Genomic DNA, 17,255 nt, shown 5'->3' on the forward strand with positions numbered 1-17,255 from the left:
TTTCCACCAAACATTTGTTAGGTCAGGTGTTAGCTCAGGAAGGTAGCAGCGGATGGAGCTGGCCGGGAAGGCAGTCGTCGTCACCGGTGGCACCCGGGGCGTGGGCGCGGGGATCGCGAAGGCGTTCCTCGGAGCGGGCGCGGACGTGGTCGTGTGCGCCCGCCGACCGCCCGACGAGCCCGTCGAACTCGGCGGCCGGAAAACCGAGTTCCGCCCGCTCGACCTGCGGGAACCCGACGCCGTACGAGCCTTCTTCGCCGAGGTCGCCGCCGACTACGGGCGCCTCGACGCGCTGGTCAACAACGCGGGCGGCACCCCGTACCGGCTGCTCGACGAGGGCGAGGCCGAACGCCACGCGCGGGTCGTCGAGCTGAATCTGACGGCCCCGCTCACCGCGTCGCTCGCCGCCCGGCCGTATCTGCGGGCGGCCCGCGGCTCGGTCGTGATGATCGGCAGCGTGAGCGGGGGGCGGCCCTCGCCGGGGTCGGCCGCGTACGGGGCCGCGAAGGCGGGCCTGGAGAGCCTCGCCCGCTCGATGGCGGTGGAGTGGGCGCCCGAGGTCCGGGTCAACACCCTGGTGCTCGGGATGGTCCGCACGGAACTGAGCGAGCTGCACTACGGCGACGCGGAGGGCGTCGCGCGGGTGGGCGCGACCGTGCCGCTCGGCCGGCTCGCCGAGCCCGAGGAGGTCGGGGCGGCCGCGGTCTTCCTCGCCTCGGCGAAGGCGTCCTACATCAGCGGCGCGTCGCTCCTTGTCCACGGCGGCGGGGAGCGCCCGGCGTTCCTGGCGGCGGCCACGGTCAATCAGCGTGATCAACTCACTTGAAGGGAACGGAAGATGAGCGGTTTGTGCGAGGGCCGGATCGTGATCGTGACCGGCGCGGGGCGGGGGCTCGGGCGCGCCCACGCGCTGGCGTTCGCCGGGCAGGGGGCGCGGGTCGTGGTCAACGACCTCGGGGTCGGCGTCGACGGGCAGGGCGGCTCGGCCGGCCCCGCCCAGTCGGTGGTGGACGAGATCCAGGCGGCGGGCGGCGAGGCGGTGGCGCACGGCGGCGACATCGCGACGACCCGGGGCGCGGCCTCGCTGATCGCGACGGCGCTGGACGCGTTCGGCGCGCTGCACACCCTGGTCAACAACGCGGGGTTCCTGCGCGACCGGATGCTGGTCAACCTGGAGGAGGACGACTGGGACGCGGTCATGCGGGTCCACCTCAAGGGCCACTTCCTGCCGCTGAAGCACGCCGCCGCGTACTGGCGCGCCGAGGCGAAGGCGGGCCGCGAGGTCGCGGCCCGGGTGATCAACACCAGCTCCGGAGCGGGCCTTCTGGGATCAGTGGGCCAGGGCAACTACAGCGCGGCGAAGGCCGGGATCGTGGGGCTCACCCTGGTCGCGGCGGCCGAGATGGGCCGGTACGGAGTCCAGGTCAACGCGATCGCCCCGGCGGCCCGCACCCGGATGACGGAGGGGACCTTCGCGGAGGCGATGGCGGCGCCGGGGAAGCCGGGGGCCTTCGACGCGATGGCCCCCGACAACGTCTCGCCGCTCGTGGTGTGGCTGGGCTCGGCCGCGAGCGAGGGCGTCACCGGCCGGGTCTTCGAGGCGGAGGCGGGCCGCATCACCGTGATGGAGGGCTGGCGCCCGGGACCGACGAGCGACAAGGGCGCCCGCTGGACCCCGCGCGAGGCAGGCGAGGCGGCCCTGAAACTCCTTGCGGAGGCGGAGACTCCGGGGGTGGTGTACGGATCGCGGTAGGGCAGCGGATGATCTTGGGTTGCGTCCGGCTTAACCTCCCGTGACGTTTTCATTACGCAGCTGACCGCTTGGGTTAACAGGTAGAAAAATCAACGGTGTTGGCGTTGACGGCCTCCGCTCTACGCGCGTCATCATGGTGCACATGACAATCCCCCCACGTTTCGCAGCCCTCGGCGGCGCCTTCGCCGTAGCCGCCGCTCTCCTCGCGGGGCCGGTCGCCGGCACCGCGTCGGCCGCCCCCACGGCCACCGCCGCCTCCGCCTCCGTGTCCGTGAAGTCGGTCGGCAACGTCTGTTACTCCGCGCTGCCGTCCCAGGCGCACGACACGATCAGCCTCATCGACCAGGGCGGCCCGTTCCCGTACCCCCGGGACGGCATCGTCTTCGACAACCGCGAGCACGCGCTGCCGAGCCAGAGCACCGGCTACTACCACGAGTACACCGTGATCACCCCGGGCGCGCCGACGCGCGGCACCCGCCGCATCATCACGGGCGAGCAGACCCACGAGGACTACTACACCGCCGACCACTACGCCACGTTCAGTCTGGTCGACTTCGGCTGCTGAGCCGGGAGTTGACCGGTAGTTGACCGGGAGCCGCCATACGACGAGGCCCGCCTCGCCCCTTCCGGGGGTGGGGCGGGCCTCGTCGTATGGCGCCGCCGCGGCTGGGCGGGGGTGGCTCGGATGGGCCTCGGCCGCGTGCCGCCCCCTCATTGGGACGCTTCTTACTGGGACGCCTCCGCCCTCGCGCCGGTCTGCTTCTGCGCGGTGCGCCGGAGGTGGCGGTTGACCGCGTCGATCGCGACGCACGAGCCCTCGCCGTCCTTGACGCGCTGCCGGTAGTCGGACCAATCCGCGTCGGTCCAGCGGTCGAGGCTGGCAGGGAACGACGTGTCCTCGCCGGTCACTGGCCCTCTGGCGGGTCCATGCCCGGGGTGACCGGCTCCGGGTCGGCGAGGCAGTACAGGCTTGTCGTCCACTCCCGGCCACCGCCCACTGGCCGCAACCATGCGACCGGCTGCGCCGCCAAGTCCGGTGCGATGGCGCGGAGTTCGCCGTGCCGCTCGGTCGCGGTGTCCGTGACGATCTGGCCGAGCCAGAGGTGGCTCTCGTGCAGTAGGCCCAGATCCGCGCTCACTGCCGGCCGCCGTGGATCGGGCACCCGCAGGGCGGCCACTCCCCGATCTTCTTCGCCGCCGTGCGCTGCGCGTACTCCATCGCCTGCTCCGTGCGCTCCACCGATTCGGTGGTCGTCGCCTGTTGCTCCTGGTGTTCCTGTGTGGGCATGGGGGCCTCACCTGATCGGGGACGGAACGGAGTGGCACGTACCCCGCCACACGCTGGGGTGTGGAGTGAGATACGCAGCCAACTGACCTGGAGAAGCGCCTAGTTGGGGTAACTCACAGTCAACGATCACTGACCGCTGTGAGACCATCACGCATGCGGCACCCGCATACGGATATGCGCTCGGCGGGTACGGGAAGGCGCTCCAAGCCGCGTCGGCTCTTAGCGTGGGGGGTATGCCGTGGACTTCCAGACGGGGTCGGTTCGGGATGCTTCCCGGGCCGGGGACTACGGGCGAGTGATCGAACTCGTCCGGCAGGACCGGCGGATGACGCAGACCGCCTTGGGCCAGGCCCTCGGCATGAGCCAGTCCGCCGTCTCCCGTCTGGAGAAGAAGGGCCGCGGCGCTTACAGCACGGACGTCCTAGCGGCGGTTGCGGCGCATCTGGAGATTCCGCCGGCATGGGTGGGGTTGGCCGGTAGCCGTCCGTCGGGGCCACAGAACGATGGTGACGACGTGAATCGACGCGAGTTCCTCGGTGGGGCAGTGGCCGCTGCCGCAGTCCCCGTCCTGGCGATCCACCCGGATTCGGCCGAAGCGGCCGGAGGGCGGGCGGCCGCGCTCCGGCTGTCCACCACGGCGTATCGCAAACTCGACGGTGCCACGCCCAGCCGTGACCTGTCGGAGGCCGTACGCGCGCACATGCGCCTGATCCAGACCATCACGAGCACCACGACCGGTGACGCGGAGCGGGGCCGTCTGGCGGCGGTCGGCAGCGAGGCGGCCAGCTTCGCAGGGTGGCTCGCGTGGGACATGGGTGACAACGGGTCGGCCCGCTCCTGGTACGGATCGGCGGTCAAGGCGGCACGGTCGGCCGGCAACCCGCTGCTGACCGCCTACCAGGCCGGAAGCCTCGCCCAGTTCGAGGCGCACGCCGGGAACGGTGTCGAGGCCCTGAACAACACGCGCCGGGCCCGGCGCGTGCTCGGGGAGGGCCGTCCGGCCGTCGCCGAGGCGTGGCTGTCGTCGGTCGAGGCACTCGCGCATGCCGTTGCCGGTGACCGGCGCGCCGCAGACAAGGCGCTGACGGCGGCCCGCGCGGGCGCCGAGAACCTGCCCGAGGAAGCCCCCCCGTGGCCGTGGGTATTCACGTTCACCCCGACCAAGGTTGCTGCCGCCCGCGTCGCCTGCGGGGCCCGGCTCGGCCTCGCCGACTGGGTCCTGTCCGAGGACGCCGACGCCCTCGCGACCGGCCACGACAAACAGCGTGCCCTGCTGGTCCTCGACATTGCGGCCGGCCACCTCGCCGCCGGACGCGTCGACGCCGCGTTCGCTCTCGCCACCCGGGCCGTGGAAACGGGACTCCGCTACCGTTCCGGTCGGATCGTGGAAAGGGCGCGCTTCGTGCGCCGGTTGCTGACCACCGGTTCACCGTCCAAGGTGGTGCGCGAGTTCGATGACCGGTTGCACGGTGTCTATCTGTAGGAGGACAGGCATGCGGGTGGGGATCACTGGTCACCGCGGACTGAGTACGGACGTCGAGGTGCAGGTGCGCGCGCTCCTGGCCGAGGCGGTGAGCGGGTACGACGCGGGGGAACTGGTGGCTGTCTCGTGCATCGCGGACGGCCCCGACGCCTGGTTCGCCGAAGCCGCGCTGTCCGCCGGCGGACACCTGGAGGTCGTCGTCCCGGCCGCCGAGTACCGGGCGAAGCTGCCGGAGTGGCACCACGCCACGTACGACGCGCTGATGTCCCGCGCGAGCGACGTGCACGAGACCGGCATGACCGACTCCGACGCCGACGCGCACATGGCCGGCTCGGAAGTCCTCGTCGGCCTCGCTGACGAGCTGGTCGCCGTGTGGGACGGGAAACCGGCGTGGGGATACGGCGGCACAGCGGATGTCGTCGCCTACGCCGAGCGCAACGGCGTTCCCGTGCGCGTGCTGTGGCCGGAGGGCGCCACCAGGTGATGGGGGACCGCGACATGAACACGGTAGCTGTCGAACTCCGCGCGCTCATGGGGCTCAACACCGCCTGAGGCGACCTCATCGACGTCTGCTCCGAGGTGCGCCCGCAATGAGTTCCGGCTTGGTCGCGGGCCACCCATTGACCAACGCCCCTCCCGGGGCGGGGGGCGGACCCCGCCGAAAACCCCCGCCTCACTCCTCCCCGAGCTGCCGCCCCAGCGCGCTCGTCGCCGTCGAGTTGTGGACCGTGAACGCCACCGTCCCCGGCAGATAGCGGTCCTCCGACCACTCCACCGGGGTGCCCGCCGGGTCGGTCGAGCGGCGGCGCTCGCGCAGCAGGGCGTGGCCCGCGCGGCAGTCGAGCAGCTGCGCGTCGTCCGCGTCCGCGAGCACCACGTCGATGGTGTGGTGCGCGTCCGTGAACAGGACGCCGTGCAGCTCCAGTTGGTGGGAGTGCGACACCTCGTCGACGGCCATCGCGGCCACCAGCTCGCCGATCCGCTCCGGGTACGTCGAGCGCTCCACCATCACCGGCGCGCCCGACAGGGTGCGGACCCGGCGGACTCTGAACACCCTTGTACCGGAAGGGAGTTGGAGGTGGTGGGCCTCCTCCTCCGTCGCCTCGGCCGGGTCGACGGCCACCGTCCTGCCGCCCGGCTCCTCGCCGAGCGAGCGGGCCCAGCGGGCGAACGAGCGCAGCTCCCCGAAGCTCTGCAACCGGGCCGCCCCGCCGAGCACCACCCGGCGGGCGCCGCGGCGCGAGGTCACCAGGCCGTCCGCGCGCAGCGACGCCAGGGCCTGGCGGACCGTACCTCTCGACACGCCGTAGCGGCGGGCGAGTTCGTCCTCGGCGGGCAGCCGTGCGCCCGAACCGTACTCGCCCGCCGCGATGGCGGTCCGCAGATCACCGGCCACTTTCCGGTAGAGCGGCGACTTGCTGGACACCCCGGGCCCCCTCAACTGCCTATCAGTGAGCGGAGCAAGGTGAGGTCCGCCTCCTCCAGACTAGTCAGCACCGTGCGGCCGGCGGCGGGCGCTATCGGCTCCACCGACGGCACCGCGAGCACCGCACACCCCGCGGCCTCCGCCGACGCGACGCCCGTCGCGGTGTCCTCGACCGCCACGCAGCGCGCCGGGTCCGCGCCGAGCGCCGCGGCCGCCGCCAGGTACGGGTCGGGCGCGGGCTTGGTGCGCTCGGTGTCCTCGGCCCCGTACACCGCGTCGAAGCGGTGGCCGTCGAGTGACGTCGCGACTCTGCGTACGATCGCGCTCGGCGATGCCGACACCAGTGCCGTCAGGACCCCCGACTCCCGCAATGCGCGCAGGAGTTGGAGTGCGCCCGGTCGCGGCTCGGCGCCGTCCGCCAGGCGCGCCGTGAAGTCCGACCCCAGTTCGGCGGCCAGCTCCTCGCGCCGGGCGCCCAGCGACACGTACAGGAGCTCAGCCGTGTCCTCCACCGAGCGGCCGTACACCGAGCGGCGCTCCTCGCCCACCAGCGCGTGCCCGTAGCGGGCCGCGACCTTCTCCACGACCTCGACCCAGGCCTCCTCGGTGTCGACGAGGGTGCCGTCCATGTCGAACAGGACCGCCCGCAGCCCGCTCACGCCGCCTCACCGGCCGCGAGCACGGGACGCTGCTGCGGCCGTACGGTGACGCTCGCGCCCGCGCCGAAGGAGCCGGCGGCGTGCGAGGGCAGGTCGGCCTTGACCACGGTGGCGTCCGCGAGCCGCACGGTCAGGCGGGTGCTCGCGCCGTGGAAGGAGCAGCCCGTCACCGTGTCGGGGCCGCCCTCCGTCACCTCCAGGGCTTCGGGGCGCAGCAGGAACACCGAGCCCGTCGCCGGTCCGTCCACCGGCAGGCGTACGCCCAGCACCTCGGCGAGGCCGTCGGAGGTGAGCCTGCCCGGGATGCGGTTCATCGTCCCGACGAACGCCGCCACGAACGCGGTCGCCGGACGGTCGTACAACTCGGCCGGGGCCGCGCACTGTTCGAGCCGCCCGCCGCGCATCACCGCGACCTTGTCGGCCATGGAGAGGGCCTCCTCCTGGTCGTGGGTGACGAACACGGTGGTGATGCCGAGCTCCAGCTGGAGGCGCCGGATCTCCTCGCGCAGCTGGACGCGGACCTTGGCGTCCAGGGCCGAGAGCGGCTCGTCCAGGAGCAGCAGCCTTGGCTGGAGGGCGAGCGCGCGGGCGAGCGCCACGCGCTGCTGCTGCCCGCCGGAGAGCTGGTGCGGGAAGCGGTCGCCGTGCTCGGGCAGGCCGACCAGTTCCATCAACTCGGCCGCGCGGGCCCGGCGTTGGGGCGCCGGGACCTTGCGCATCTTCATGCCGAAGGCCACGTTGTCGGCCGCGCTCAGATGCGGGAAGAGGCTGTACGACTGGAAGACCATGCCGGTGTCGCGCCGGTTGGCCGGCACCGGCACGATGTCCTCGCCGTCGAGCAGCACCTCGCCCGCGTCGGGCCGCTCGAAGCCCGCGAGGACCCGGAGCGCGGTGGTCTTGCCGCAGCCCGAGGGGCCGAGCAGTGCCAGGAGTTCACCCGGCGCGACATCGAGGTCGAGCCCGTCGAGGGCCACGGCGGACCCGAAGGTGCGGCGAAGGCCCCGGATCGTGAGGGCGGTGCCGGTGCCGGTGCCGGTGCCGGTGCCGGTGCGCGGCGGTGCGGTGGTCATCAGACGGCTTCCTTCTTACGAGACTTGCGGGTGCCGCGGGTGCGGGCGAGGCCGGTCACGACCAGGAGCAGCCCCCATGTGAGCAGCAGGCTGAGCAGCGAGACCGCCACCGACAGCTGGGCGTTGTCGCCCGAGGCCTGCACGATCCACACCGCGAACGGCTGGAACCCGAGCAGCGAGGCCACGGTGAACTCGCCGAGCACCAGGGCCAGTGCCAGGAACGAGGCGTTCAGGATCGCGGTGCGCAGATTGGGCAGCACGACCGCGAACAGCGCCCGCGGCCAGGACGCGCCCAGATCGCGGGCGGCCTCCACCAGGGTGCGCACATCGACGGCCCGCAGCCCCGCGTCCAGCGAGCGGTACACGAACGGCAGCGCCATCACGACGTACGCGAACACCAGGACCAGCGGGAACGACGGGTTCTGGACCGCGACGAACGTCTGGTACAGCGGGGTCGTGGCGAGATGGTCCGGGCCCCATTTGAGGACCGTGCCCAGGCCCGCGACCAGCGCCACCGGCGGCACCACAAGGGGCAGCGTGCACACCACTTCGAGCACCGCCCGCAGCCGCCCCGAACCGGACAGGCGCACCGCGAGCGTGGCCGGCAGCGTCAGGAGGAGAGCGAGCGCGACCGTGCACAGGGCGAGCCCGACCGACCTGAGCAGGGCCGCGGTGAACCCGTCGGCGCCGAAGATCTGCGTGTACGAGGAGAGGGTGAGGCCCTGCCCGGGCACGTCCACGGTGAACACGAGGGAGGCGAGCAGCGGCACCAGGAAGTAGGTGCCCGCGACCAGCAGGACCGCGCCGCGCCACGGGCGCAGGGGATACGTCAGGCGAGCCATCGGGCGCTCCTTCGCTGAAGCGGCAGGTGCACGGCCATCACAAGCAGGGCGACGATCACCATGTCGAGGCTGAGCGCGAGCGCCACGTTCTCCTGGCCGACCAGCACGTTGCCCGACAGGGCGTCCGCGATCTGCATCGTGACCAGCGGCACCGAACTGCCCACCATCGAGGCGGCCGTGGCGTACGCGGCGAACGCGCTGCCGAACAGCAGGACGAAGCCGCCGAGCAGGGTGGGAAGCAGCACCGGGACACCGACATGGCGCCAGTACTGCCAGGCGTTCGCGCCGCTGCTCTGAGCCGCCTCGCGCCACTGCGGGCGAAGGCCGTCCAGGGCCGGTGCCACGGTGAGCACCATCAGAGGGACGAGGAAGTACAGGTAGGTCAGGGCCAGGCCCCAGAAGCTGTAGAGGCTCCAGCCGTGCTCGGCCAGGCCCAGCTTGGTGGTGAGGACGCCCGCGTTGCCGAGGGTGGCGACGAAGGCGAAGGCGAGCGGCACGCCGCCGAAGTTGGCGAGCACCCCGGACGCGGTGAGCACGGCCTCGCGCAGCGCCTTGCCGCGCGAGGTGACGACGGCCTGCGCGAGCAGCAGGCCGAGCACGGCGGCGATGGCGGCGGTGGTGGCCGCGAGCTTCACGCTGCCGAGCAGGGCCGTCCAGTACGCGCCGTGCACGGACTGGCTCATGTTGCCGAGCCCGTACGAGCCGTTGACGGACAGCGCGCCGTTCAGCATGGCGAGGGCCGGGACGCCGAAGGCGAACGCGACGAAGGCGAGCAGCGGAACCGCGGCGAGCCAGGCGCCGGGGCGCCTGCGGCCCCGGCGCTGCGTCGGTCGCTCAACTGCCGTGACAGCGGCCGGAGTTGAGGTGGTAGTGGTGAGGGTCATGGAGTGATCAGCCCGAGATCGCCTTGGCCCAGCCATTGGCGAGGACCGTCTTCGCCTGGGTGTTCTGCGCCTCGGTGGGGAAGGTGGGGGTGCCGGCGACCTGCGGGAGCTTGGCGGCCGCGGCCTTGTCGAGCGTGCCGTCCTTGTCCATGGCGGGCATGAGCGCCGGGCGGGCGTACCCCTTCAGCCACAGGTTCTGGCCCTCGGTGGAGTACAGGTACTCCTGCCACAGGCGGGCGGCCGCCGGGTGCGGGGCGTCCTTGTTGACGGCCTGCGAGTAGTACTGGGCGTAGACGCCGTCGGTGGGGACCGCGGTCTTCCAGTCGAGGCCCTTGCCCTTGAACTGGTCGGCGTAGCCGGCGTTCAGGTAGTCCCAGTCGATGGAGATGGGCGTCTCGCCCTTCTCGACGGTGGCCGGGGTCGACTCCACCGGGTTGTAGTTGCCGGCCTTCTTCAGCTTGGCGAAGAAGTCCAGGCCGGGCTGGATGTTGTCGAGCGAACCGCCGTTGGCCAGCGACGCCGCGTACACCCCGGCGAACGCCGAACCGGACTTGGTGGGGTTGCCGTTGAGCGCGACCTGCCCCTTGTACTCGGGCTTCAGCAGGTCCGCGAACGTGGTCGGGCACACCTTGACGCGCTTGGCGTCGCAGCCGATCGAGACGTAGCCGCCGTAGTCGTTGAACCAGCGGCCCTGCGCGTCCTTCTGCGCCGCGGGGATCTTGTCGAAGCCCTCGACCTTGTACGGGGCGGTCAGGCCCTGGTCGCCCGCGGACTGGGCGAAGGAGGCGCCGAGGTCGAGGACGTCGGGGGCGCGGTCCTGGCCCTTGCGGGTCTTGACCGCGTTGATCTCGTCCGCGCTGGTGCCGTCCGGGTTCTCGACGGACACCTTGATGCCGTACTTCTTCGTGAAGCCGTCGATGAGCGCGCCGTAGTTCGCCCAGTCGCGCGGGATGGCGATCGCGTTGAGCGTGCCCTCCTTCTTCGCGGCGGCGATCAGCGCGTCCATGCCGCCCGCGTCCTTCGCGGAGGTGGCGGCCGCGGGGCTCTTGCCGCCCTTGCCGCCGTCGGCCGCGCTGGTCGAGGCGTCGGACTTGGCGCCGCAGGCGGCGAGGGCGAACGCGGAGGCGGCCAGGGTCACGGCGAGGCCTGCGGTGCGTATGCGGGGGGCGATCACGGGAGCTCCAAGTTGTACGGACAACTGTTGTACAGACAACTCCATTACGCGGGTGGCGGGTGTCCCTGCGGTGAACGCGGGGCGAAGTGCGCGATGCGGTTGGCGGGCGGATCCGGTCACCACCTTTCAGCCACCCTGGGGCTCCGCCCCAGACCCCGGGAGCCCCAGCCCACCCCTTCCCGAAACCCTCCGGGGGTGAAGGTGCTTCTGGGGCTCCGCCCCAGACCCCGTTCGCGCCTGAAGGGCGCTCGTCCTCAAACGCCGGACGGGCTGAACATGCTCGACCTGCCAGGATCGACGCTGCTAGGGGCGCGGGGCTGTGACATTTGCGGCTCCGCCGCGTGGGCGCGAAGCCCTTCGACGGGCCCGCACTCGAATACCCCCACCCCCGCGGAGCGCTACGTGTCGCACTCCAGCGCCGCCCCGCACAACCCGCACCGCGCCCGGACCCGCCCCCGTACCGGCACCCGGATCCGCTGGCAGCACGTCGGGCAGGCGAAGCGCACCCGCAGGCCGTCCGGGGCGGGCTCGAAGGAGTAGGGGGAGCCGGGCTCCGCCCAGGCACCCCCGTGCTCAGAGGCGTACCGCCGGTCCTTCGCGTAGCGCCGCCGCCCCGTCCAGCCCGCCGCGACGAGCGGAGGCTGCTGCCCGTCCCGGCGTGCCTGCGCCGCGCCCGCCGTGTACGCGGGGTACGCCTGCGGGCTGGTGAACCAGGGCGAGGGGTCCTCGCCGAACAGTTCGGCCCGCTTGGCGAGGACGTACCCGAACTCCTCCGGGGTCAGATAGCCCAGCTTCTGGCTGGACACCCCGTCCTCGCGGAACGCGTCGAGCAGCAGCCAGCCCGCACCCAGGTACGTGGTCGCGGTGTCGGTGAGGATCTCGTTGTCGCGGGTGCCCGGGAACGTCAGGTCCAGGCGGTGGAGCAGCACGTGGGTGATCTCGTGGGCGAGCGCCGCCCCGATGTCCCGGCGGTGGCTGCGGAACCGGTCGTTCAGCTCGATGAAGTACTCGGGCCCCGCGGCCAGTTCGACGCTCGCCGCGTGCTGCATCTCGCGGAAGCCCACGATCATCCGGGCGTCGGGAAGGTGCAGGTGCTGGACGAGAGCGCGGGCCACCCGCTGGGCGCCCAGGTGCAGGTCGTCGTGGTCGGCGAAGGCCGCATCGGCGGGGAGCACGCTGGTCGCGTACCCCTGGAGCCCGTGCCGGGACAGCCGCTTGTGCAGCGCCGTGATGGCCGCGCGCACCGTGGCGAGGTGCGGATAGCCGTGGACGACCGGGCTCGACGTGCCCACGCTGCCACCCCCGTTCCGAACCGCGGACCGGATTCCACTGTAAGGGCGCCGGGCGGTGGCGGCCCCGTCCGGGCGCTGGCCGGAAAGTGGCCCTTGTGAGCGGCGCGGAGGCTTCCGCATAATCCCCGCAACGCATTGACGCGCCCATGACAGAACGGGGTGCCCGTTCGTGCGTATGACAGCCAACCCCCCACGAGAGGCAGTCAGTTGAAGAAGATGATGCGAGTCCTGCGCAGATGTCTGGCCGTGACGGCCGTCCTCGCCGCCGCGTTCAGCCTGCCCGCCACCGACGCCTTCGCCTCGCCCGCCTCGCCCGCCTCGCCCCGGCCCGTCGTCGGCGGGACGCAGGCCGCCCAGGGCGAGTTCCCGTTCATGGTCCGGCTCTCCATGGGCTGCGGCGGCGCCCTGTACACCCAGCAGGTCGTCCTCACCGCCGCCCACTGCGTCGACGGCAGCGGCGCCAACACCTCCATCACCGCCACCGGCGGCGTCGTCGACCTGCAGAGCTCAAGCGCGATCAAGGTGAAGTCCACCAAGGTCCTGCAGGCCCCCGGCTACAACGGCAAGGGCAAGGACTGGGCGCTGATCAAGCTGGCCAAGCCCATCAACCAGCCCACCCTCAAGATCGCCACCAGCACCGCGTACAACAGCGGCACCTTCACCATCGCCGGCTGGGGAGCGACCAGCGAAGGCGGCGGACAGCAGCGCTACCTCCGCAAGGCGACCGTCCCCTTCGTCTCCGACGCCGACTGCACGAAGGCCTACGGCAGCGACCTCACACCCGGCGACGAGATCTGCGCCGGCTACGTCGCCAAGGGCGGCGTCGACACCTGCCAGGGCGACTCCGGCGGCCCCATGTTCCGCAAGGACGACGCGGGCGCCTGGATCCAGGTCGGCATAGTCAGCTGGGGCAACGGCTGCGCCGAGCCCGGCTACCCCGGCGTCTACTCCGAGGTCTCGACCTTCGCCACCGCGATCGCCCAGGCCGCCTCGACGCTGTAGCGCGCAGAGCCCCTGACCCCGGCCCGGCCGGGCGCCCCGAATTTGCGGGCGTCCGGCCGAACCTGCTCATATAGGGGCATGTCGATCACAGTGGTCATCGCGGACGACCAGGAAATGGTCCGTACCGGCTTCCGCATGATCCTGGAGAGCAGGGACGACATCGAGGTCCTCGCCGACGTCGTCGACGGGCACGCCGCCCTCGAAGCCGTCGAGCGCCTCCAGCCGGACGTGCTGCTCCTCGACATCCGGATGCCCGGCCTCGACGGCCTCGAAGTCACCCGCCGCCTCTCCGGCCGAGACCGCCCCCGCATCGTCATCTGCACCACCTTCGACCTCGACGAATACGTCCACGCGGCCCTGCACGGCGGCGCCTCCGGCTTCCTCCTCAAGGACGCCAGCCCCGAAATGCTCGTCGAAGCGGTGCGCGCCGCGGCCGCCGGGGACTCGCTCGTCTCACCCGCGATCACCGTGCGGCTGTTGAAGGAACTCGCCTCGGCCCGCCCCGCCGAAGGCGTACGCAAACCGTCCGAGCCGCTCACCGAACGCGAACGCGACGTCGTGCGCTGCCTCGCCCGCGGCGCCACCAACGCCGAGATCGCGCGCGAGCTGTACGTCTCCCTGTCCACCGTGAAGACCCACCTCGCCAACGTCCAGGGCAAACTCGGCGCCCGCAACCGCGTGGAGATCGCCGCCTGGGCCTGGGAGAGCGGACTCGCCACGAGCGCCGCGTGACGCGCCCGTGAGCCCCGTACGCCGCTGGCTCGGCCACCATCCGCGCGTCGCGGCCACCGCCCGGCCCCTGCTCGCCGCCGTCCTCGTCGCCCTCGTCACCTACGAAGGCGTGGCCCTGGCCCGCCAGCCCACCCGGCCGCACGCCATCGTGTGGAGCGCCGGGATCGTGGTGTGCGTCTGCGCGGTGCCCTGGACGAGGATCCCGCTCGTCCCGCGCGCCTGGACCGCGGCCGTCGTCAGCTGGACCGCGACCGCCCTGCTCTTCACCGGCCGCCCCGAGATCGTCTGGGGCATGGGCGAGGCCATCGCCCTCCTGGTACTGCTCTCCTCGGTGCTCCTGTACGCGCCCGCCCGCACCGCCGCCGTCCTCGGCCCGGTGCTCGGCCTCGGCTGCGTGGCGGCGCCGGTACGCGACGCACAACCCGGCCGGTTCACCCTCCTGTTCACCGTCCTCGCCGTCGTCGTCAGCGCCTACTCGCTGCTCCTGCGCGCCCAGTCGGGCCAGCGCGTCCGCGACCTGGAGGCGGTACGCACCGCCGAGCGCATCGAACTCGCCCGCGAACTCCACGACTTGGTCGCCCACCACGTCACCGGCATCGTCGTCCAGGCCCAGGCCGCCCGCTTCACCGCCGTCTCCGGTGAACGCGCCGCCGAGTCCTTCGCCCGCATCGAGGAGGCGGGCGGCGAGGCGCTCGGCGCGATGCGGCGCCTGGTGCGGGTGCTGCGCGAGGGCGACGCGGAGACCGAGCCGGTGGCCGGCCTCGCCCAGGTCCGCGAGCTCGCCGCCCGCTTCTCCCGCGCCGGACCCCCGGCCGTCCTGTACATCGAGACCGGCCTGGAGGAACACCTGCCCGGCGACGCCGCCGCCCTCGCCCACCGGGTGGTGCGCGAATCCCTGACCAACGTACGCAAACACGCGGCCGACGCCACGGCCGTACGCATCGGCATCCGCACCACCCGCGGCCGCCTCGAAGTGCGCGTCAGTGACGACGGGTCCAGCGCGGCCACCCTCGCCGAACAGGCCCGCGGCGGCGGCTTCGGACTTGCGGGCCTGACCGAACGGGTCACCGCGATGGGCGGCGACCTCGCCGCGGGCCCCACCCCCGAAGGCGGCTGGCAGGTCACCGCGGTCCTGCCCCTCGAAGAGGAGTAGGGCGCGCCCGCCGGATCCCGTCCGCCGGACGCGCCCCGGCCCCGGCCACCGATGCGGAGGCGGCCGGGGCGGCTCAGGACCCGCTGGTCACACCGCGAGGACCCGGATCGAGGGGTGCTCCACGGTGTTCAGGTACAACTTCTCCTTCTTGCCGTCCTGCTCCAGCTCCACCACCAGGCGATAGCGGTACACGCCCGGCCGCGTGGTGCTCAGGATCGTGCCCGCCCAGTAGTAGTAGACCGGCGTGAACGGGTCGCGCATCCGGTCCGGCATCCCGTAGATCTTCAGCTCCGTACAGATCTTCCGCTCGATGACGTCCTCCTCGTCCCCCCGCTCGGTGTCGAGGAAGACCAGGCTGCTGATCTTCGGCATCGGCGGCCAGGTGCCGTCGGGGCGCTTCTCCATGTCGACCGGCCGGATGATCCAGTTCAGGACCTGGCCCTGCTTGCAGACCGTCTCAAGGCGGTGGGTGCCCTGCCCGGTGCCGCCCACGCTGTTGTCCATCATGTACATGGAGTCCTTCAGCGAACCCGTCGCCGCCGCCCGCCCCATGTTCACGAGCGTCACGACATTGAGCTGCACGGAGTTCAGCTGACCCGGGTTCTGCTTCTCCACCTCGCTGGTGCGCGTACTCGTACTCAACGCTCCTCCTTCGGGCACGCCGGTCAGCCGAACAGGGCCGGCGACAGAGTGGTCGTGATGGGATCGGTGCTCGTGCCCACCCTGAACCTGATCTGGTACGGCACGGACTGGACGTCGTCCTTCTTCACCGTCCCGATCCAGTACGCGACATCGGTACCCGGATAGATCTTCCGCTCCGGCTCGATCACGTCCTTGTCGATCACGATGTCGTCGATGCTGACGAACGCCTCGCACTCCAGCGCGAGCACGTTCCACAGCAGCTGGTCGCCGCGCTTGACCTTCGTCCGCAGCTCCTCGGTGCCGAACCCGGTCGAGCCGCCCGCCTTGTTGGTGTCGTACAGATACAGGTGGCCGTGCACGCTGTGGGAGGCGAGCGCCCCCACGCAGTCCACCACCGCGGTGATCGAGATCGGCCGCTTGGCGCCGGTCCCGGTCTCCCGCAGCCTCGGTTTCGTGGTCATCTGCTCCTCCTCGTTCTGGCTGGGTCAGGGGTCCTGCGAGCAGGCGCCGCTACGAGAACGGGCGCGGCGGGACGGGCAGCAGACCGAGCCCCGCCTTGGTGAAGGCGTTCCGCTTGGGCTCGGTGACGATCCTGATCCGCGACTCGCACGTCAGGTTCACCGGCTCCCACAGCGACTCGCCGCCCTGCTGCACGAGCCGGTGCAACTGGATCCGCATCGTGTACGCGTAGGTGCCCGGCCGGGACGTGTCGACCGTCGCCGACCAGTACCAGCCGTCGGTCACCAGGTCGGGCGAGCCGTACTCGGCGGGATAGATGACCTTCTCGTCGACGGCCTGGCCGTAGATGTCGGTGATCACGGGCGCGGGGTAACTGTGCGCCCCCGTAGAGCCGTTGGACACCACCTTGCCCGTGACGTCCAGGACCTTCTGGCCCGAAAGGCGGCCCCGGGTGCGCCGCGTCGTCTTCACCCGCCGGCCCGCGGTCTGCCGGATCCGGATCAGCTCGGCCGCCGCGTCCACCCCGGCCGCACTCGACTTCACCGCCAGGTCGTCCAGCTCGGCCAGCGCCTGCTCGTCGGTCTGCCGCGCCCGCTCGGCCTCGTAGCCCCGCGGCACCGTCGGCGGGATCGAACCCAGGCTGTAGGGCAGCCAGTTGAGGACCTGCTCGCTGGCCTGCGAACCGTCGCTCCAGTACGAGCCGTTGATCGCGGTCACCAGGTCGCCGGTGCCCTGGTTCTCCGAGCCCTGCAACTTCATGTTGTCGAACAGGTACGTGTTGCCGTCCAGGGTCTGGGACTCCAGCGCGTTGCCGACGTCCACGAGCACGATGACCGCTAGCTGCTGGGGCATGAGCCCACCTTCCTCGTCTCTCGTTTCCCGTTGGGGGGTTCCGCTCGTCGGCTGCCGGCTACAGACACATCAGCGCGGGCGACTCGATGTGCAGCGTGCTGAACTCGCCCTCGTACATCTGCACTTCGAGCCGGTACTGGTGGGCCACGCCCGGCGCCAGGTAGGGCACCACGCCGCTCCACGCATCCAGCTCGGGGTTGTGCCGCTCCTCGGTGTGCCCGTTGTGGCCGTGCTCTACGGGGGCCCGGTGCTCGGGGGCCCGCGCGGCGGGGGGCGCCTGCCCGTCCTCGTGCCCGCCGTCGGCGTCCGGGCCGAGGAAGGTGATGCTCTTGATCTCGACCGGGGTCTGGAGGTCGACGGCCAGCGCGGACCAGGTGACGACCTGGCCGGGCTTGACGACCGTGACCAGCTCGGGGGTTCCCTGGCCGGTGCTCTGCAACGAACCGTCGTCGATCATGCAGAGGTTCCCGTTGCGCAGGGTGCCGTCCGAGAGCGCTCCGATGACGTCCACGACCACGACGATGTTGACCTTCGGGTTCATCCT

Annotated in this window: 22 protein-coding genes; 8 read left to right on the forward strand and 14 right to left on the reverse strand. The window is 71.8% G+C overall.

All coding sequences use genetic code 11. The annotated features are described in order from the left end of the window. Positions 1-52: 52 nt before the first annotated feature. From OHA17_RS29485 to OHA17_RS29495, 3 genes are all read left to right on the forward strand, one after another. On the forward strand, positions 53-826 hold the full coding sequence (locus OHA17_RS29485; protein ID WP_406509061.1) for an SDR family oxidoreductase: 774 nt from the start codon (positions 53-55) through the stop codon (positions 824-826). A 12-nt stretch (positions 827-838) separates the two neighbouring features. Further along, positions 839-1,753 (forward strand): SDR family oxidoreductase, encoded by a 915-nt coding sequence (locus OHA17_RS29490; RefSeq protein WP_406509062.1) that lies wholly within the window; start codon positions 839-841, stop codon positions 1,751-1,753. Positions 1,754-1,895: 142 nt separating this feature from the next. After that, the gene (locus OHA17_RS29495) at positions 1,896-2,318 is read left to right on the forward strand and encodes a ribonuclease domain-containing protein (protein ID WP_406509063.1); all 423 of its coding nucleotides are present in this window, start codon (positions 1,896-1,898) and stop codon (positions 2,316-2,318) included. A gap of 161 nt (positions 2,319-2,479) precedes the next feature. Here OHA17_RS29495 and OHA17_RS29500 read toward each other — a convergent pair whose 3' ends face one another. Genes OHA17_RS29500 through OHA17_RS29510 form a run of 3 tightly spaced genes read right to left on the reverse strand, consistent with a single transcriptional unit; the run spans position 2,480 to position 3,041 of the window. Next, the gene (locus tag OHA17_RS29500) at positions 2,480-2,662 is read right to left on the reverse strand and encodes a hypothetical protein (protein ID WP_406509064.1); all 183 of its coding nucleotides are present in this window, start codon (positions 2,660-2,662) and stop codon (positions 2,480-2,482) included. Next, a complete protein-coding gene (locus tag OHA17_RS29505) occupies positions 2,659-2,892 on the reverse strand; it encodes a hypothetical protein (protein ID WP_406509065.1) in 234 nt (77 codons plus the stop codon). The genes OHA17_RS29500 and OHA17_RS29505 overlap by 4 nt, the downstream gene beginning before the upstream one ends. Next, the gene (locus OHA17_RS29510) at positions 2,889-3,041 is read right to left on the reverse strand and encodes a hypothetical protein (protein WP_406509066.1); all 153 of its coding nucleotides are present in this window, start codon (positions 3,039-3,041) and stop codon (positions 2,889-2,891) included. Before OHA17_RS29510 ends, OHA17_RS29505 begins: the two co-directional genes overlap by 4 nt. Before the next feature lie 325 nt (positions 3,042-3,366). Between OHA17_RS29510 and OHA17_RS29515 the strand changes: the two genes are divergently transcribed. Together OHA17_RS29515 and OHA17_RS29520 are read left to right on the forward strand one after the other, a co-directional pair. Then, positions 3,367-4,524, forward strand: a complete 1,158-nt coding sequence (locus tag OHA17_RS29515) for a helix-turn-helix domain-containing protein (protein ID WP_406509067.1) — start codon at positions 3,367-3,369, stop codon at positions 4,522-4,524. Positions 4,525-4,534: 10 nt separating this feature from the next. Next, positions 4,535-5,008: a hypothetical protein gene (locus OHA17_RS29520; protein ID WP_406509068.1), complete on the forward strand. Its 474-nt coding sequence runs from the start codon at positions 4,535-4,537 to the stop codon at positions 5,006-5,008. Between the two features lie 189 nt (positions 5,009-5,197). On the opposite strand, the gene OHA17_RS29525 is transcribed toward OHA17_RS29520, so the two are convergent. The 7 genes from OHA17_RS29525 to OHA17_RS29555 form a co-directional block, all read right to left on the reverse strand. Then, entirely contained in the window at positions 5,198-5,950 is a 753-nt protein-coding gene (locus tag OHA17_RS29525; protein WP_406509069.1) for a GntR family transcriptional regulator, read from the reverse strand. An 11-nt stretch (positions 5,951-5,961) separates the two neighbouring features. Further along, on the reverse strand, positions 5,962-6,609 hold the full coding sequence (locus OHA17_RS29530; protein ID WP_063802044.1) for an HAD family phosphatase: 648 nt from the start codon (positions 6,607-6,609) through the stop codon (positions 5,962-5,964). Beyond that, positions 6,606-7,679, reverse strand: coding sequence for an ABC transporter ATP-binding protein (locus OHA17_RS29535; RefSeq protein WP_406509070.1), 1,074 nt, complete (start codon positions 7,677-7,679; stop codon positions 6,606-6,608). Before OHA17_RS29535 ends, OHA17_RS29530 begins: the two co-directional genes overlap by 4 nt. Next, entirely contained in the window at positions 7,679-8,521 is an 843-nt protein-coding gene (locus tag OHA17_RS29540; protein WP_406509071.1) for an ABC transporter permease, read from the reverse strand. The genes OHA17_RS29535 and OHA17_RS29540 overlap by 1 nt, the downstream gene beginning before the upstream one ends. After that, the gene (locus OHA17_RS29545) at positions 8,509-9,405 is read right to left on the reverse strand and encodes an ABC transporter permease (RefSeq protein ID WP_406509072.1); all 897 of its coding nucleotides are present in this window, start codon (positions 9,403-9,405) and stop codon (positions 8,509-8,511) included. The genes OHA17_RS29540 and OHA17_RS29545 overlap by 13 nt, the downstream gene beginning before the upstream one ends. 7 nt (positions 9,406-9,412) lie before the next feature. After that, positions 9,413-10,624 carry an ABC transporter substrate-binding protein gene (locus OHA17_RS29550; RefSeq protein ID WP_406509073.1) on the reverse strand — a complete coding sequence of 404 codons (1,212 nt, stop codon included), beginning with the start codon at positions 10,622-10,624 and terminating at the stop codon, positions 9,413-9,415. Between the two features lie 353 nt (positions 10,625-10,977). After that, positions 10,978-11,871 carry a hypothetical protein gene (locus tag OHA17_RS29555; protein WP_406509074.1) on the reverse strand — a complete coding sequence of 298 codons (894 nt, stop codon included), beginning with the start codon at positions 11,869-11,871 and terminating at the stop codon, positions 10,978-10,980. A 216-nt stretch (positions 11,872-12,087) separates the two neighbouring features. Between OHA17_RS29555 and OHA17_RS29560 the strand changes: the two genes are divergently transcribed. The 3 genes from OHA17_RS29560 (at position 12,088) to OHA17_RS29570 (ending at position 14,758) form a co-directional block, all read left to right on the forward strand. Further along, a complete protein-coding gene (locus tag OHA17_RS29560; protein WP_406510840.1) occupies positions 12,088-12,873 on the forward strand; it encodes a S1 family peptidase in 786 nt (261 codons plus the stop codon). Positions 12,874-12,951: 78 nt separating this feature from the next. After that, positions 12,952-13,605 carry a response regulator gene (locus OHA17_RS29565; RefSeq protein ID WP_406509075.1) on the forward strand — a complete coding sequence of 218 codons (654 nt, stop codon included), beginning with the start codon at positions 12,952-12,954 and terminating at the stop codon, positions 13,603-13,605. 7 nt (positions 13,606-13,612) lie between these two features. After that, on the forward strand, positions 13,613-14,758 hold the full coding sequence (locus tag OHA17_RS29570; RefSeq protein ID WP_406509076.1) for a sensor histidine kinase: 1,146 nt from the start codon (positions 13,613-13,615) through the stop codon (positions 14,756-14,758). Positions 14,759-14,845: 87 nt separating this feature from the next. Here the strand turns inward: OHA17_RS29570 and OHA17_RS29575 are convergent, their stop codons facing one another. The 4 genes from OHA17_RS29575 to OHA17_RS29590 are packed head-to-tail and all read right to left on the reverse strand — an operon-like array spanning position 14,846 to position 17,252. Beyond that, a complete protein-coding gene (locus OHA17_RS29575) occupies positions 14,846-15,400 on the reverse strand; it encodes a hypothetical protein (RefSeq protein WP_159047883.1) in 555 nt (184 codons plus the stop codon). A gap of 23 nt (positions 15,401-15,423) precedes the next feature. After that, positions 15,424-15,861: a hypothetical protein gene (locus OHA17_RS29580; RefSeq protein WP_406509077.1), complete on the reverse strand. Its 438-nt coding sequence runs from the start codon at positions 15,859-15,861 to the stop codon at positions 15,424-15,426. 49 nt (positions 15,862-15,910) lie between these two features. Continuing rightward, on the reverse strand, positions 15,911-16,711 hold the full coding sequence (locus tag OHA17_RS29585) for a hypothetical protein (protein ID WP_406509078.1): 801 nt from the start codon (positions 16,709-16,711) through the stop codon (positions 15,911-15,913). A gap of 58 nt (positions 16,712-16,769) precedes the next feature. After that, complete coding sequence (locus tag OHA17_RS29590) at positions 16,770-17,252, reverse strand: hypothetical protein (RefSeq protein WP_406509079.1); 483 nt, start codon at positions 17,250-17,252, stop codon at positions 16,770-16,772. Positions 17,253-17,255 lie beyond the last annotated feature (3 nt).

This window comes from Streptomyces sp. NBC_00212 (assembly GCF_045206365.1).
Lineage (GTDB): Bacteria > Actinomycetota > Actinomycetes > Streptomycetales > Streptomycetaceae > Streptomyces.